The organism is Tsukamurella sp. M9C (assembly GCF_020169415.1).
In the GTDB taxonomy this organism is placed as follows: domain Bacteria; phylum Actinomycetota; class Actinomycetes; order Mycobacteriales; family Mycobacteriaceae; genus Tsukamurella.
Map to the genome: position 1 here is coordinate 12,477 of NZ_JAIULG010000027.1, position 15,419 is coordinate 27,895.

16 protein-coding genes are annotated in these 15,419 nt (G+C 69.5%); 12 read left to right on the top strand and 4 right to left on the bottom strand.

Translation table 11 applies throughout. The annotated features are described in order from the left end of the window. The first annotated feature begins 264 nt into the window (after positions 1-264). The 10 genes from LB823_RS14105 to LB823_RS14150 all read left to right on the top strand — a co-directional run bounded on the left by LB823_RS14105 (position 265) and on the right by LB823_RS14150 (position 10,102). Entirely contained in the window at positions 265-1,122 is an 858-nt protein-coding gene (locus LB823_RS14105) for an ABC transporter permease (protein WP_224647864.1), read from the top strand. Positions 1,123-1,239: 117 nt separating this feature from the next. Next, positions 1,240-2,103 (top strand): ABC transporter permease, encoded by an 864-nt coding sequence (locus tag LB823_RS14110; protein ID WP_224647865.1) that lies wholly within the window; start codon positions 1,240-1,242, stop codon positions 2,101-2,103. A gap of 27 nt (positions 2,104-2,130) precedes the next feature. Beyond that, a complete protein-coding gene (locus tag LB823_RS14115) occupies positions 2,131-3,279 on the top strand; it encodes an MlaD family protein (protein WP_224647866.1) in 1,149 nt (382 codons plus the stop codon). A gap of 16 nt (positions 3,280-3,295) precedes the next feature. Beyond that, positions 3,296-4,321: an MCE family protein gene (locus LB823_RS14120; protein WP_224647867.1), complete on the top strand. Its 1,026-nt coding sequence runs from the start codon at positions 3,296-3,298 to the stop codon at positions 4,319-4,321. Continuing rightward, complete coding sequence (locus tag LB823_RS14125; RefSeq protein WP_224647868.1) at positions 4,306-5,325, top strand: MlaD family protein; 1,020 nt, start codon at positions 4,306-4,308, stop codon at positions 5,323-5,325. The genes LB823_RS14120 and LB823_RS14125 overlap by 16 nt, the downstream gene beginning before the upstream one ends. 29 nt (positions 5,326-5,354) lie before the next feature. Beyond that, the gene (locus LB823_RS14130) at positions 5,355-6,428 is read left to right on the top strand and encodes an MlaD family protein (protein ID WP_224647869.1); all 1,074 of its coding nucleotides are present in this window, start codon (positions 5,355-5,357) and stop codon (positions 6,426-6,428) included. Beyond that, complete coding sequence (locus LB823_RS14135; RefSeq protein ID WP_224647870.1) at positions 6,428-7,477, top strand: MlaD family protein; 1,050 nt, start codon at positions 6,428-6,430, stop codon at positions 7,475-7,477. Before LB823_RS14130 ends, LB823_RS14135 begins: the two co-directional genes overlap by 1 nt. Positions 7,478-7,491: 14 nt before the next feature. Beyond that, complete coding sequence (locus LB823_RS14140) at positions 7,492-8,436, top strand: MlaD family protein (protein ID WP_224647871.1); 945 nt, start codon at positions 7,492-7,494, stop codon at positions 8,434-8,436. 46 nt (positions 8,437-8,482) lie between these two features. Further along, entirely contained in the window at positions 8,483-9,379 is an 897-nt protein-coding gene (locus tag LB823_RS14145; protein ID WP_224647872.1) for a hypothetical protein, read from the top strand. Between the two features lie 84 nt (positions 9,380-9,463). Further along, positions 9,464-10,102, top strand: a complete 639-nt coding sequence (locus LB823_RS14150; RefSeq protein ID WP_224647873.1) for a hypothetical protein — start codon at positions 9,464-9,466, stop codon at positions 10,100-10,102. Position 10,103: 1 nt separating this feature from the next. On the opposite strand, the gene LB823_RS14155 is transcribed toward LB823_RS14150, so the two are convergent. The 4 genes from LB823_RS14155 to rpmE all read right to left on the bottom strand — a co-directional run bounded on the left by LB823_RS14155 (position 10,104) and on the right by rpmE (position 13,055). After that, entirely contained in the window at positions 10,104-10,763 is a 660-nt protein-coding gene (locus LB823_RS14155; RefSeq protein WP_224647874.1) for an L-threonylcarbamoyladenylate synthase, read from the bottom strand. Beyond that, complete coding sequence (gene prmC, locus LB823_RS14160) at positions 10,760-11,611, bottom strand: peptide chain release factor N(5)-glutamine methyltransferase (protein ID WP_374201329.1); 852 nt, start codon at positions 11,609-11,611, stop codon at positions 10,760-10,762. Before prmC ends, LB823_RS14155 begins: the two co-directional genes overlap by 4 nt. A 6-nt stretch (positions 11,612-11,617) precedes the next feature. Next, a complete protein-coding gene (prfA, locus tag LB823_RS14165; protein ID WP_224647875.1) occupies positions 11,618-12,706 on the bottom strand; it encodes a peptide chain release factor 1 in 1,089 nt (362 codons plus the stop codon). Positions 12,707-12,812: 106 nt separating this feature from the next. After that, entirely contained in the window at positions 12,813-13,055 is a 243-nt protein-coding gene (gene rpmE / locus LB823_RS14170; protein ID WP_224647876.1) for a 50S ribosomal protein L31, read from the bottom strand. A 282-nt stretch (positions 13,056-13,337) separates the two neighbouring features. Between rpmE and LB823_RS14175 the strand changes: the two genes are divergently transcribed. Both LB823_RS14175 and LB823_RS14180 read left to right on the top strand, forming a co-directional pair. After that, on the top strand, positions 13,338-15,008 hold the full coding sequence (locus LB823_RS14175; protein ID WP_224647877.1) for a serine/threonine-protein kinase: 1,671 nt from the start codon (positions 13,338-13,340) through the stop codon (positions 15,006-15,008). Between the two features lie 154 nt (positions 15,009-15,162). Continuing rightward, positions 15,163-15,378 carry an N-acetyltransferase gene (locus LB823_RS14180; RefSeq protein ID WP_224647878.1) on the top strand — a complete coding sequence of 72 codons (216 nt, stop codon included), beginning with the start codon at positions 15,163-15,165 and terminating at the stop codon, positions 15,376-15,378. The last annotated feature ends 41 nt before the right edge of the window (positions 15,379-15,419 follow it).

A 15,419-nucleotide genomic window follows, 5' to 3' on the forward strand; every position in this document is an offset into this window, starting at 1 on the left:
GCGAATCTACTCGCACCCCCGAGCCGACGGCTTCCGGCGGGCCGAGGCTTTGCGATGACACTTCGTCGCACCCCGCCTGACCTGAGCGGATGGACACGATCCACCCGACTGCCCGAATGTTACTGACGAGTCGCTCACATAGCCTCCGCGAAGCAGGCCAATGACGCACATCACTCGTTGGACCGTTATAGTGTCCTCGGTCATACACCTGAGAACGCAGTATGTGGGTCACAGTGTGGCCACAGTCGAGAGGAGACGTTCGCGGTGACGCAATCCGTTGTGCAGGGCTCGACGCCTGCCAGGCGACCTTCCTACTGGTCGATCATCAGCAAGAACTTCTCCAGCACCGTCGTGGATTCGATCCGCACGATCGGGCGCAGCGTTCGGATGCTGATCATGTCGCTGGTGGCCATGGTGACGGACACGGTCCGCGGCCGACTCCAGTGGAAGGAGGCGCTGAACCAGGTCTGGTACATGATCGGCGTCACCACCTTCCCGGGCGTCCTCATCGCCATCCCGTTCGGCATCGTCATCTCGATCCAGGTGGGCAACATCATCGCCCAGCTCGGAGCCGACTCGCTCCAGGGTGCCGCCGGCGGCCTCGCCGTCATCACGCAGGGCGCCCCGATCGCCACGGGCCTGCTGCTCGCCGGCGCCGGCGCCTCCGCCATCGCCGCCGACCTCGGCGCCCGCACGATCCGCGAAGAGACGGACGCGATGCGCGTCATGGGCATCAACCCGCTCAACCGCCTCGTGGTGCCCCGACTGCTCGCCGCGTGGATCGTCGCGCCGCTGCTCAACATCCTCGTGATCGCGATCGGCACGCTCGCCGGCTACCTGGTGGCCGTGGGCGGCCAGGGCGTGACGCCCGGCGCCTACTGGCTGTCGTTCGGCTCCTTCGCGCACCCCGTCGACGTGTGGATCTCGCTGATCAAGTCCTTCATCTTCGGCACCGTGATCGCGATCATCGGCTGCCAGCGCGGCCTCGAGGCCCGCGGCGGCTCGCGCGGCGTCGCCGACGCGGTGAACGCCACCGTCGTCCTCTCGTTCGTCGTCATCTTCGGGTTGAACCTGCTCATCACGCAGGTCACCACGATGTTCTTCCCGATGCAGGTGGGCTGACCAATGACCAACTCACGCAGGGCACAACCCTCTTCATCCCCGGCGCAGGTCGGCTGACCCATGACCTCCTGCACCGCCGTACCGACCGCCTTCGTCCCTGAACAGGTGAGCTGATACATGGCAACCGTTTATCGCCCTCGGGGCACACGCTGGTTCTTCAACCTGTTCGGAGCATCCGGATCGGCCTGGAGCCTCTTCGACACCATCGGCCACGTCGTCTCCTTCATCGCCGAGGTGATCCGCACCGTTCCGCACGCGATCAAGCACTACCGGTCGCAGATCATGTACATCCTCACGGACATCACGTGGGGCCGCGGCGCGCTCGTCGTCGGCGGCGGCACCGCGCCGGTGCTGGCGGTCCTCGGCATCACCGTCGGCGGCATCGTCGCCGTGCAGGGCTTCGCCATCCTCAACATGCTCGGCATGGGCCCCCTGACGGCCGTGGTCGCCTCGTTCGCGAACACCCGTGAGTTCGCCCCGATGCTCGCGGGCGTCGGCTTCGCGGCACAGGCCGGCTGCCGAATGACCGCCGAGATCGGCGCCATGCGCATCAACGAGGAGATCGACGCGCTCGAGTCCCTCGGCCTACGCTCGGTGTCCTTCGTGGTGACGACCCGCGTGCTCGCGGGCCTGATCGCGGTGGTCCCCGTCTACCTGATCACCCTGATCCTGTCCTGGCTCTCCTGCGCCTGGGTGGTGAAATCGGTGTACGGCATGCCATCCGGCACGTACGACCACTACTTCAGTCAGTTCGTGAGCGGATCGGACATCGTCTTCTCCGTGATCAAGGTGGCCGTGTTCCTGACCGCCGTGATCATCATCCACTGCTACCAGGGCTTCTTCGCCTCCGGTGGTCCGGAGGGCGTCGGTACGGCCTCAGGCCGAGCCATCCGCGCCAGTCTCGTGGCCGTCGTCGTCCTCAACCTCGTCATGACCGTCGCGCTGTGGGGCTTCACCTCCCCGGTCTACTTCAAGGGGTAACCAATGGGAGTCGTTTCCGTACCAGGAATGTCGATCGAGCGGTCGGTGCTGCGGCGCCGCGGGCTCATCGCTGTCGCCGTCATCCTCGCGATCCTGCTCGTCGGGTGGCTGGTCAAGGCCCTGTGGCCCAAGGACGAGTTCTCGTTCACGCTCCGCTCCCCCGCGGTGGCGGCCGGCATCAAGGACGGCGCGCCCGTCCGGATCCAGGGCATCAAGGTCGGTGAGGTCACCGGTATCTCCGCCCTCGGCAACGGCCAGCAGGGCGTGAAGGTCACGATGAAGTCGGCCGACGGCAAGTCGCTGACCAACAACCTCGAGGCCGCCTACTCCGCCGGCAACCTGTTCGGCGTCTCCGAGGTCATCCTGACCCCGCACGACGGCGGCGGCACGCTGCAGGAAGGCGCCCAGATCGCGCCCACCAAGCCGATCACCGACAACACCGTCTCGAACATGATCATGACGATCGGCGACGTCAACAGCGACGCCCTGCGCCCGCACATGAGCCAGATCCTGCTGAACTTCGACGCCTCGTCGAAGGCCATGCTCCCGCTCTTCACGGCCCTCGGCAGTGTCGCGCAGGCAGTGCAGGACACGCAGCGGCTCACGACCGCGCAGACCTTCCCGGTGATCACGCAGGCCATCGAGAGCGCCGACTCCGCGACCACGGCGCTCATCCCGGCCGTGAAGACGCTGTTCGATTACGCGCCGGTGCACGACAAGGGGTGGGTCAACCGCGGCAAGGCGACGCTGGACTCGCTCACCAACGAGCGCGACAGCCTGACCGCCGCACTGCAGAAGATCCTCGACCCGAAGGCCCTGGCGGGACTCCAGACGGCGACGCCGATGCTGGTGGCCCTGATGCAGCCGCTGCTCAACGCCTTCCCCAACGGGAGCGCGACGGGCGTCGGCATCCAGATCGGGCAGCTGATCGACAACGTCCGCAAGGCCATGCCGAACACCCCGAACGGGCCGGTGCTGAACCTGCGGCTGTCGGTCGACTACCCTGCCATCGGCGCGATGCTGCCGCCGGCACCGACGTTCACCTACATCCCGCCGAAGCCGGGCGAGAAGCCCACCGAGGCGAAGCCGGGCGAGACCAAGCCGGCGACGCCGTCGCAGGGCGCACCGTCGTCCGCGAAGCCGAGCACCCCGACGTCCACGAAGCCTGGGAGCTGAGCCAACGATGAAGTCAATGAAGGCGACCTCGATCAAGATCGTGGTCTTCGCCGCGGTGATGATCCTGCTGCTCGTACTGGTGATGCAGGCATTGACCCGGCCGCCCCAGGGCGACCTCGACACCTTCCACGCCGAGTTCAAGGACGTGTCCGGCCTCAAGGTCGGCGACGATGTGCGCATGCTCGGTGTGCAGGTGGGCAAGGTCAAGGACATCGCGGTCAAGCAGTCCTCGGACCACCGGCTCTCCAACGCGGCCGTGACGTTCTCGGTGCAGCGCGACCGCAAGTTCCGTGCCGACGACACGCTGGCCATCCGGTACCAGAACCTCACCGGTTCCCGGTTCCTGGAGGTACGGCCCACGCCGAAGAGCACGGCGGCGGAGGTGAAGCCCGGCAGCACGATCGAGGAGAAGTACACGCAGTCCTCGTTCGACATCACGTCGGTCTTCGTCGGCCTCAAGCCGGTCCTGTCGACGCTGAACGCCGATGACATCAACCACCTGTCGCAGTCGGTGCTCGCGGTGATCCAGGGCAACGGCGAGGGCCTCGGCCCGCTGCTCGGCTCGCTCGACAAGCTGATGGCCGTGAGCAACGACCGGCAGCGCGTCCTGACCCAGCTCATCACGAACCTGGGCTCGGTATCGGAGTCCATCGGCGGGGCCTCCCCCGGCCTGACGAAGGTGCTCCAGCAGCTGGACGTCTTCGCCCGCACGCTGGCCAGCAACATCGACTCGATGCGCGAGTGGTCCGACAAGACCTCGGGTGTGGTGAGCCGCACCAACGCGCTGCTCGCGGCACTGGGCCTCACGCCCAACGAGAACCCGCCGCTCGACGCCATCGTCAGCAACGCGATGCCCATGGCGGAGCAGCTGGTGAACGCGCTCGCGACCCTCCCCGGCATCGTCCAGCTCCTGAACGAGGGCACGAAGCCGCAGGCGGGGCCCGCGGTCTCGGCGACCTGCAGCAAGGGCCAAGCCAAGCTCCCCGGCATGATGAATCTCTTCGTCGCAGGTCAGAAGGTGACGGTATGCAATCCAAAGTGAACCTCTTCAACCGTCCGCTGCCGACGGCGGCGCAGGACCGCCGGTACCAGCTGAACTGGGGCATCGTCGGCGCCCTGATCGCCGTCATCGTCCTGGCGATCTGCGGTTACCTCTTCGTATTCCAGCCGGGCACCAAGGAGTACTCGGCGGACTTCAAGGAGGCGCAGGCCGTGCGCTCGGGCGTCGACGTCCGCGTCGCCGGCATCAGCGTCGGATCGATCTCCGACGTCGAGCTGCTCGACGACCGGGTGCGAGTGAAGTTCCGCGTCGACAAGGACGTCTTCCTCGGTGACGCGACCACCGCGTCGATGAAGATGCTGACCACCGTCGGCGGCTACTACATGGCGCTGACCCCGATGGGCACGACGAGCCTCGGCGACAAGCCGATCCCGCCGGAGCGCGTGTCGATGCCGTACAGCCTCCTGGAGACCTTCCAGCAGGCCACGCCGAAGGTCGAGAAGATCAAGGCGACCCCGATCCGCGAGTCCATGTCGCAGCTGAACCAGGCGCTCGAGGACCAGCCGGAGTCGATCCGCAACACCGTCGGCACCTTCAACAAGATGTTCGAGAACATCCTGCGTCAGCAGGACCAGGCGGGCGACTTCGTCAAGGTGATGGGCGAGTACTCGACGACCATCAACCAGAACGGCGACCTGCTGCTCTCGCTGATGCGGAACATGAGCACGTTCTTCTCCGCCGCCGAGGTGAACCTGGCCGGCTTCAAGAGCTACCTGTCGAACACCACGCAGCTCGTGCAGCGCCTCGGTCCCCTGCTCAACGTCTACCTCAACAACGTGGACCCGCTCGCCAGCCGCTTCGACGCGCTGGTGGCCAAGGCCCGCGAGGTGGTGCAGCAGGCCGAGCCCGCGATCGCCAACGCCAAGGAGATGCTGGCCGGCCTGCAGAAGACGATCGCGCCCGACGGCACGATCCAGCTGAACCAGTCCGAGCAGACCTTCCTCGCGACCAATGTCTGCATTCCGAGCCCGGGGGTGACCTGCTGATGCGTAAGTTCCTCGCTTCCCGTGGCGCGATGTCCGCGTTCGTGGTCATCGTCGCCGCCGCGCTGGTCCTCGGCGGTGTGGCCTTCAAGGGCCTCACCGAGAAGACCACCTCGTACTGCGCCGAGCTCGACAACTCGGTGGGCCTGTTCACCGGCAGCAAGGTGGCGCAGTTCGGCTACCCGATCGGCGAGATCACCAAGATCACCCCGAACGGCGCCACGACCCGCGTCGACTTCGACCTGCCCGCCGACCGCAAGCTGCCGACCAACGTCGGTGTCGTCGCGATCGCGGACTCGCTGGTCGCCCAGCGCCGCCTGGAGCTCCTCCAGACCTACACCGGCGGCCCGACGTGGCAGCCCGGCAAGTGCATCACCAACACCAAGACGCCGCTGTCGATCACCGAGTCGCTCCAGGCGGTCTCGAAGGTCGTCGACGATCTGACCGTCGGCGGCGGTGACGAGGAGTTCCGCAAGGCGATGGCCTCCATCCCCGCGCTGAACAAGGCGACGCAGGGCACGGGCCCGGAGATCTCCGCGCTCACCAACAAGCTCGGCGAGCTGATGCGCAACCCCGGCCCCGGCATGGGCGACGTGGCGGCGATCCTCGACGCCTTCGCCCCCGCGTCCGACGGCCTGGTCCAGAACTGGGACGAGATGCGCGCCTTCCTCACGAAGTACGCGTTCCGGATCAAGAACGTCGGCGAGCCGCTGATGGACACCGGTATCGGCGCCTTCCCGCAGCTGGTCCCGCTGGTGAAGGTGCTGGCCACCGTTTTCGACAAGTACGGCGCCTTCATCGCTCCCCTGCTCGAGGTCACGGTCCCCACCACGACCCTGCTGGCGGCGACGACCAAGCAGTTCGGCGACCTGCTCAACATCCTGCCGCCGCTGATCCGGGCCTTCCAGGTGAGCGTCGACAAGAAGACCCTGGCCACCAAGATCACGTACCGGCCGCCGTCAGCGCTGGTGCCGTCGAAGAACCCGGCCCAGACCTGCAACAACCTGAACCGGTTCGCGCCGGGCCAGTGCAAGGTCGCCGATGCGGGCCACGTCAACGTGGAGCTCATCTCCACGGTCCTGCGCGCGACGGGAGCGGCGTACTGATGCGCAATCCATTCACCAGGCGGGCCCTCGCGATGGGCGTGGCCACCGTCGCCACCGGCGCGGTGCTGGCCGGCTGCGGCTCCGTGCCCTTCAACCCGTCGGCGATCCCCGCCCCCGGCCAGCCGGGCGGCGGCGACGGCTACGTCGTGCACCTCGACTTCACGAACGTCCTCAACCTGCCCGACCGGGCGCGCGTCGTCTTCGACGGCGTGGTCTCCGGCCGCCTGCAGAAGGTGACGCTCGAAGAGGGCAAGGCCGTCGTCGACGTCAAGATCAACAACGGCGTCCAGGTGCCCAACACGGTCACCGCGACGCTGCAGCAGGACACGATCCTCGGCGACACCTACGTGGCCCTCAAGACCACGCCGGGCAAGCCGGGCACGCCGCTGAAGGGCGGCGACACGCTGCCGACGACGCAGACCAAGCCGCCGACGCAGATCGAGGACATCCTCGCCGACCTGGCGAACTTCCTCGGCAGCGGCAGCCTGATGCAGCTGCAGGACACCTTCAGTCGGATCAACAGCAACCTGCCGGCCGACCCGCAGAAGCTCTCCGGCCTGGTCAAGACGGTCTCGCAGACCGTGGTCGACCTCGGCGCGCAGAGCGACAACGTGAGCCAGGCGATCACGTCGGTCGGCGGCCTCGTGACGACGGTCAACGACAACGACCAGATCCTCGTCGCCCTGCTCAAGCCGACGGACGACTGGTTCGGGGACACGCTCGACCTGACCACCGGCGCCATCAAGCTGCTCAGCCGGCTGTCCGACGCGCTCTCCCCGCTGATCTTCACCGCGCCGCTGCTCGACGCCTCGACGGCGACCGTCGCGGGCGTGATCAAGCCGCTGATGTTCCCCGGCTGGCCGAACATGAACGGCCGGCAGGCGAACCTGGCGAACCTCGAGGACCTGCTGAAGAACAAGATCCTGCCGTTCCTCTCCAGCGGGGCCAAGGTCAACGTCAAGGAGCTGGGCACCAACGGGAACGTGCCCACTTCCGATGCCGCCCGCCAGGCGGTCAACAACCTTCGGATGGTGGGAGCAGTTCCGTGAAAAAGAGCACCTTCTTGAGCCTCCTGACCTTCGCGTTGGTCATGGTGCTGGGCACGGCGTACATCGCCTTCGGCGTGCTGCACTGGCGGCCGCTGGCGGACTACCGCTCGGTCACGATGAAGCTCGACAACGCGAACCAGCTGCTCCCCGACTCCTCCGTGCTGCTGCGCGGCGTCAAGGTGGGCAACGTCGAGACGATCGACCGCAAGGACGGCAAGGTCGTCGTGAAGTTCCGCTACGACGGGAAGTACAAGATCCCGTCGGACACGGGCCTGCGCATCGAGCAGCTGTCCGCCGTCGGCGAGCCGTACATCGATTTCCGCCCCGAGAACCTCAACGGCCCGTACCTGGCCGACGGCTCGACGATCGACATCGCGAAGATCAAGGAGCCGCTGTCGCTGCCCGAGACCTTCCAGCTGATCTCGGGCCTGACCAGCAACATCAACTCGACGGACCTCGGCGGCATCACTGAAACCCTGGCGGACGCGACCAGCAACACGCAGGGCTCGCTGCCGAACATCTCGCAGGCCGGCGATCTGCTGGCCCGTACCCTGACTGCCCGGATGCCCAACATCCGCCGCATGATGGAGAACACGCAGGACTACCAGGCCGACATGGACTGGCTGCCGGGCGCGATCTCCGAGTTCGGTCCCGCGACCCGCACCTTCGTGGTCAAGGACGTCGAGGTGCTCAAGGCGCTGGACGTCCTCATGAACGGCATCAACGGGCCCGAGATGCTCACGAAGTCGGTCAACCCGTTCCTGATGAAGATCGCCCCGAACACCAGCAAGCTCCTGTCGAACCTCGGTCCGATGACCGAGCCGCTGGTGCCCGTGGTGCAGGCCCTGACGGACGTGCTGCCCCAGATCGACATGGCCGCGCTACTCTCGCAGGCGTTGAACACGGTCGGCTCCGACGGTGCCGCGAACCTCACGGTGGTCATCCCGCCGAAGAAGTAGCGCTCCACCGGACCGACGAACCCCGACACGATTGGCTACGCGACAAGTGACTGATTCCACCCCGGACGACAAGAACCTCGCTGACGAGGCCGCGGCGACCGAGGAGACCGTGCAGGACACCGTCGACGAGGCGGCCGAGGAGACCGCCGACGCGACCGAGGAGATCGCGACGAAGGACGAGGCTCCGACCGAGAAGGTCTCGACCGCGAAGAAGGCCGCGCCCGCCGCGAAGACGGCCAAGCGCCCCGCTCCCCCGGTCGAGGACGACGAGGACGACGTCGTGGAGGCGCCCGTGCGCCGCCCGAAGGCGTCGGCCCGGGCCGCGGCGACGCGGAACCAGGCCGCGGGCCTGACCGCCGGCGCGACCGTCACCACGGTGGTCATCACCGTCGTGATCCTGGCCCTGCTCGCGGCGTCGATCACCTTCGGCGTGCTGTGGGGCCTGCAGAAGTCCGAGAACAGCGACATGAAGGCCGCCGCCGCCGAGAAGTCGCAGGCCGAGAAGGTGGCCGCGGAGTACGCCGCCGGCGCCTCGACCTTCGACTATCGCGACCTCGGACCGTGGCGCGCGGCCATCGTCAAGGGCGTCTCCCCCGACCTCAAGACGCGGATGGACGCCACCGCCGGCGCCATGAACCAGCTGCTGCAGCCGCTGCAGTGGGTGTCCAAGGGCACCGTGATGGACGCCGTCGTCAACTCGCAGTCGGGCCCGATCTACAAGGTCAGCGCCTACGTCAAGGTCGAAGCCACCAACGTGCAGGCCGCCAGCGGCCGCGAGGTGGTCACCGTCTACAACGTGACCCTGGACAAGGACAAGGACTGGCAGATCACCGACGTGGGCGGCTCGCTCGCCGATCCGTCGTCGCAGGCCACTCAGCCGACCCCGGCGGCACCGACCGAGGGCGCGCAGACGCCCGCGGAAACGCCCGCTCCGGGCAACTGACGCCGTAGCCGTCCCGCCGAAGCGCCCGGATCCCGCATGGGTCCGGGCGCTTCGTTGTTCTCGTGAACGTGCGATCATCGAATGGTGAATCAGCCGCAGATCCCGCCGCCCGGATACGCACCTCAGGGGTACGCACCCCAGGGTTACGCGCCCCAGGGGTTCGGCGCCCCCACTCCCCCACCGCGCCGCTCGGCCGGCCTGGTGGCCGGGCTGGTGGTCGCGTCCGTCCTCGTGCTCGCGCTCCTGGCGTCGACGGTGACCTTCGCCGTGCTGTGGAGCGGCGCCCAGGGCCGCGCCGACGACGCGCGCGCCGAGCTGGCAACCACCCAGCAGGCCGCGGCCGACGACGCCAAGGCCGAGGACGTCGCCGGGAAGTACGCGATCGGGTCGTCGACCTTCGACTACCGCGACCTCACCCCGTGGCGCACCGCGATCACGACCGGTGTCTCGCCGGCGCTGAAGGCGAAGCTCGAGGCGACGGCCGGCGCGATGAACCAGCTGCTGCAGCCGCTGCAGTGGGTGTCGAAGGGGACCGACCCAGTCGCGGTGGTGACCAGCCGTAGCGACTCGACCTACAAGGTGGCCGTGTTCGTGACGGTGACCGCGAACAACGTGCAGGCCACCGCCGGCCGCGAGCTGCTCACCCGCTACGACGTGACGCTGGACAAGGCGCAGAACTGGCTGATCACCGACGTCGGCGGCACCGCTGGCCCGACGAAGTAGCTCAGGCCAGCGATTCGACGGTGACGCCGAGGACCTCGGCGATCCGGGCGGTGCTCACGGCGCCCTCGCGCAGCACGCGCGGCTGCGGCCCGGACAGGTCGACGATGCTCGACGGCGCGGCGTGCTCGGAGGGCCCGCCGTCGAGGTAGACGTCGACCGAGTCGCCCAACTGATCCCGCGCCTCCAGCATGGTGGCGGCGGGCGGCCGGCCGGAGACGTTGGCGCTGGAGACCGCCATCGGCCCGACCTCGCGCAGCAGCTCGATCGCGACGGGGTGCAGCGGCATCCGCAGCATCACGGTGCCGCGGGTGTCCCCGAGGTCCCACGCGAGGCTGGGCGCCTGCTCGACGACGAGGGAGACGGCGCCGGGCCAGAAGGCGCGGGTCAGCTCGCGGGCGGCGTCGCTGACGCGGCTGACGAGCCCGTCGATGGTGTTCCACGAGCCCACCAGCACGCCGACGGGCATGTCCGGGCCGCGGTTCTTCGCGGCGAGCAGGGCCGCGACGGCGCGCCCGTCGAAGGCGTCGCAGCCGATGCCGTAGACGGTGTCGGTCGGCATCACCACGAGGTGGCCGCCCTTCAGCGCGGACCGGGCGGCGCTGAGGCCCGCGGCACGGGATTCCGGGTCGGTGCAGTCGAAGGCGCGGCTGGCGATGCTCACGGGTCCATCCTGCCAGTCACGTACCGGGGCCTTCCCGCGAGGTCCCGGTGCTCGGCGACGCCGCCGAAGCCGGCCGCGCGCAACTGCTCGGCGGTGCCGGCGCCGTTGCTGTCGTCGTGCTCGACGCCCACGGCGCCCCCGGCGGCGAGGAGTCGAGCGGCGAGCGGCGCGAGGTCGCGGATCAGGTCCAGCCCGTCGGCGCCGGAGAACAGCGCGACGGCGGGGTCGGCGGCCGCCTCCCGGTCGAGCTCCGCCCCCTCGGGCACGTACGGCGGATTGGACACCACCAGGTCGACGGTGCCGAGCAGCTCCGTCAGGCGCGCGGGCAGCGCCGGGTCGCGGACGTCGGCGTCGAGCACCGTCGCCGAGCCCGCGAGCGCGGCCGCGTCGGCGTTGCGGCGCAGGTAGTCCAGGGCCGCGGGGTCGCGCTCGACGAGCACGACGCGGGAGTCGGGCACCGTCGCCGCGAGGTACAGGCCCAGCGCGCCGGAGCCGGCGCAGAGGTCGACGACGGCGGCGCCGCGCCCGACCTGCCGGGCGGCCCAGACGGCGAGGAGCTCGGTCTCGGGCCGCGGGACGAAGACGCCGGGCCCCACGGCCAGCGTGAGCGGGCCGAAGTAGGCGCGGCCCAGGATGTGCTGCAGCGGCTCCCGGGCCGCCCTCCGGGCCAGCAGGGCCTCGTACGCGGCCGCCTGCTCCGGGGTGGCGTCGTCGGCGATCGGGATCCGCCCGCGGTCGATGCCGAGGGCCTCGGCGAGCAGGACCTCCGCGTCGAACCGCGCCGACGGGACGCCGGCCTCCGCCAGCCGGGCCGTCGCGGCGGCGGCCAGCATCGTGGGTCGGGTCACGCCGGGTTACTCGGCCTCGAGGCGCGCCTGGCGATCGGCCGCCTGAAGGGCGTCCAGGAGGGCGTCGAGCTCGCCGTCGAGGACCTGGTCGAGGTTGTGCGACTTGTAGCCGATGCGGTGGTCCGCGATGCGGTTCTCGGGGAAGTTGTAGGTGCGGATCCGCTCGGAGCGGTCGACGGTGCGGATCTGCGCGGCCCGGGAGTCCGACGCGGCGGCCTCGGCCTCCTCCTCGCGGAGGGCCTGCAGGCGCGCGGCCAGCACCTGCATGGCGCGGGCCTTGTTCTGCAGCTGTGAGCGCTCGTTCTGACAGGTCACGACGATGTTCGTCGGGAGGTGCGTGATGCGGACCGCGGAGTCGGTGGTGTTGACGCCCTGCCCGCCCTTGCCGGAGGAGCGGTAGACGTCGATGCGCAGGTCGGACTCGTCGATCTGCACCTCCTCGACCTCGTCGGGCTCGGGGTAGACGAGCACGCCGGCCGCGGAGGTGTGGATGCGGCCCTGGCTCTCGGTGGCGGGGACGCGCTGCACGCGGTGCACGCCGCCCTCGAACTTCATCCGGGCCCACACCCCGTCGATGGTCCCGTCGGCGCCGGCGCCGCGGGACTTGATCGCGAACGTGGCGTCCTTGTAGCCGCCGAGGTCGGAGTAGGTGGCCCCGAGGGTCTCGACCTTCCAGCCGCGGCGCTCCGCGTAGCGCAGGTACATGCGGGCGAGGTCGCCGGCGAACAGGGCGGACTCCTCGCCGCCCTCCCCCGACTTGACCTCGAGGACCACGTCGTCGGAGTCGTGCGGGTCGCGCGGCGCGAGCAGGTCGGTGAGCTGCTGCTCGAGCGTCACGATCTGCTCGCCCAGCGCGGTCACCTCCTCGGCGAAGGAGGCGTCGTCGGCGGCCAGCTCCTGCGCGGCGGCGCGGTCCTCGCGGGCGGCCTCCAGCTTGCGGTGCGTCGCCATGACCGGCGCCAGCTCGGCGAAGCGCTTGCCCACCCTGCGCGCGGCGGCCGGGTCGTTGTGCAGCGCCGGGTCGGACATCTGCTGCTCGAGGCCGGCGTACTCGGCGAGGATGTCGTCGATCGCGGAGGGGGACGAGGCGCTCATGGCGGCGGTGCCTTTCTCGGACGGGGCGGGTCGATGCGGGAGCTGGGGTACCCGTGAAACGCGCCGACGCCCGGCCTGCGGGGCAGGACGGGCGTCGGCGGGACAGCTACTGCGAGTCGGCTGCGGCCTCGGTGGCCTTGCCGGCGCGCTTGCCGTAGCGCTTCTCGAAGCGCGCGACACGGCCGCCCGTGTCGAGGATCTTCTGCTTGCCCGTGTAGAACGGGTGGCACTGCGAGCAGACCTCGACGTTGATGCGGCCGTCGGCCTTGGTGCTGTGCGTCTCGAACGTGTTGCCGCAACCGCACACAACGGTGGTGGCCACGTACTCGGGGTGGATACCCTGCTTCATGATTGCCGTCCTTCTCGTTCGTGGTCGCCGGGTCGACCCTGGCGTGCGCCAGGACCGTGAACCGGAACCCATACCGACGTTCCAGTATGCCAGAACGCACTGGGCTTCGAGAAATTCCCGGCTCCCGCAGGTGGGCGACGACGCCGTGGTCACGATGCGGCGGACGTTTGGTGGTTGACTGGCGCGCCGCAAGTCCGCCGGTGTTAGCTACGAGCTGTCACCAGACCGGCGCCGGGAGCGAAGCGAGCGGGCCGAGTTCTCGAGAAATCCGGGAGTGAAGACGTGAACGAGTCAGGCAATGGACCGGCGATCGAGCCCGCCGGGACCGTGATCGGCGGCTACGTCGTGGAGCGCCTGCTGGGCGCGGGCGGCATGGGCGCGGTGTACGCCGCGCGGCACCCGCGGCTGCCGCGCGTGGACGCCCTGAAGGTGCTCCCCACGGCCTTCTCCCACGACCCGACGTATCGGGCGCGGTTCGAGCGCGAGGCCGACATGGCGGCGCGGCTCGACCACCCGAACATCGTCCCGGTGTACGACCGCGGCAACGACGACGGCCGGCTGTGGATGTCCATGAAGCTGGTCCCGGGCCAGGACGCCTCGGCGCTGCTCGCGAGCAACCCGACCGGGCTGCCGGTGAACCAGGTGCTGACCATCGTCGACGCGGTGGCGGCGGCGCTCGACTACGCGCACACCCAGGGCCTGCTGCACCGCGACGTCAAGCCCGGCAACATCATGATCGACGCCACGGGCTCGACGCCGCGCGTCATGCTCGGCGACTTCGGCATCGCCCGCCAGCAGCAGGAGCACAGCGACCTGACCTCCGTCGGCATGGTGGTCGGCACCCTCGACTACGCCTCGCCGGAGCAGCTCAGCGGCGACCCCGTGGACGGCCGCAGCGACCAGTACAGCCTCGCCGGCACCACGGTCCAGCTGCTCACGGGCGCCAAGCCCTTCGGCGCGAGCAGCGGTACCGCGGTGATCCGCGACCACCTGATGGCCCCGCCCCCGGCGCCGTCGCGGCAGCGCCCTGGCCTCCCGCCCGCGATCGACGCCGTGATCGCCCGCGGAATGGCCAAGGCGCCGCAGCAGCGGTACGCGACGTGCCACGACTTCGCGCAGGCCCTGCACGCCGCCGCGGCGGGCGCGTACCCGCAGGGGCAGGCACCGTCGAACCCGACCACGCGGGTGGCGACGCCGCCGCCCGGCGCGGGCTTCCGTCCCGCGACTCCCCCGCCGTTCCAGGGCGTGCCCTCGCAGCCCTTCGCCCGGCCGTCGGGCCCGGTGTCGAATCCGCAGGTCGCGGGCCCGCAGGGCACGTGGCAGGGCGGGCCGGTGGGCCTCGCCGGGCAGTCGCCGCAGCAGGGCGGCACCAAGAAGGGCGTGGTCATCGGCGCGATCGCCGCGGTCGCGGTGGTGGCCGTGGCCGCGGTCTCGATCCTCGCGCTCAGCACGAGCTCCGACGATGCCGTCGCCTCCCCGACCAGCACCGCCGCCAGCAGCGCGCCGTCGACGCCCGCGACCACGACACCGGTGAGCAACACCTCGACGGTGCGCGACGGCTTCATCGACCCGTGCCTGCTACCGCCCACCACGATCTCGACGCTGGGCATCAGCCCGCTCGCCGATGACCCGGGGCAGCGGTCGGGCACCGCCGGCGCGAAGTACGCCTGCAAGGGCTCCGACTCGAAGGCCAGCAACGCGGACGTGAAGTTCGCGACCTTCGAGACGTCGAACTCGTGGGAGACGGGCGCGGCGGTGTCGGTGTCGGGCACGACGAAGTGGCGCTCCTTCACGGTGCCGAGCACGAACACGAACACACCCGACTACTGCATCACCGCGTACAAGTCGCTCACCAACGGCGTCCTCTACATCGGACTGCAGAAGGTGGGCAACCGGGACTGCAACCGCGGCACGGAGATCGCCGCGGCGATCACGCCGTTCCTGCCGCAGTAGGCGCGCCCCGTCGGCCCGCCCGACGGTGCCGTCGTCTCCCGCAGCGCCCCACGGTGCTCCCGCGGGGGTTCTTCACTCCGGCGCCGGTCGCCTACACGCCCGTCCACTCCCGCGGGAGTTCCTCACCGATCATCGGGTCGCAACCCCGGACTCTGTGAACACCTCCCGCGGGAAGGCTCCTCAGGGCCAAGGCATCGGCACCGCTGTGCTGAGCGAGGTTCTCACCACCGCCGACACGGTCCGCCTCGACGTCCCGCTCGGCAGCCCGGCCCGGCGGCTGTATGAACGCCATGGGTTCGAGACGGTGCATGAGGACGCCGTCGACGTGTTCATGGTGCGCACGACGGAGAACGTGCCGAAACACCCCTGAACACGCAACGGCGCCCCACTCCCGAAGGAGTGGGGCGCCGT

What these genes read in the sequence shown, in the direction of transcription:
- LB823_RS14125 (WP_224647868.1), top strand. Translation starts at nt 4,306, where the DNA reads ATGCAATCCAAAGTGAACCTCTTCAACCGTCCGCTGCCGACGGCGGCG.
- LB823_RS14110 (WP_224647865.1), top strand. Translation starts at nt 1,240, where the DNA reads ATGGCAACCGTTTATCGCCCTCGGGGCACACGCTGGTTCTTCAACCTG.
- LB823_RS14130 (WP_224647869.1), top strand. Translation starts at nt 5,355, where the DNA reads ATGTCCGCGTTCGTGGTCATCGTCGCCGCCGCGCTGGTCCTCGGCGGT.
- LB823_RS14115 (WP_224647866.1), top strand. Translation starts at nt 2,131, where the DNA reads ATGTCGATCGAGCGGTCGGTGCTGCGGCGCCGCGGGCTCATCGCTGTC.
- LB823_RS14135 (WP_224647870.1), top strand. Translation starts at nt 6,428, where the DNA reads ATGCGCAATCCATTCACCAGGCGGGCCCTCGCGATGGGCGTGGCCACC.
- prfA (WP_224647875.1), bottom strand. Translation starts at nt 12,706, where the DNA reads ATGAGCGCCTCGTCCCCCTCCGCGATCGACGACATCCTCGCCGAGTAC.
- LB823_RS14120 (WP_224647867.1), top strand. Translation starts at nt 3,296, where the DNA reads ATGAAGGCGACCTCGATCAAGATCGTGGTCTTCGCCGCGGTGATGATC.
- rpmE (WP_224647876.1), bottom strand. Translation starts at nt 13,055, where the DNA reads ATGAAGCAGGGTATCCACCCCGAGTACGTGGCCACCACCGTTGTGTGC.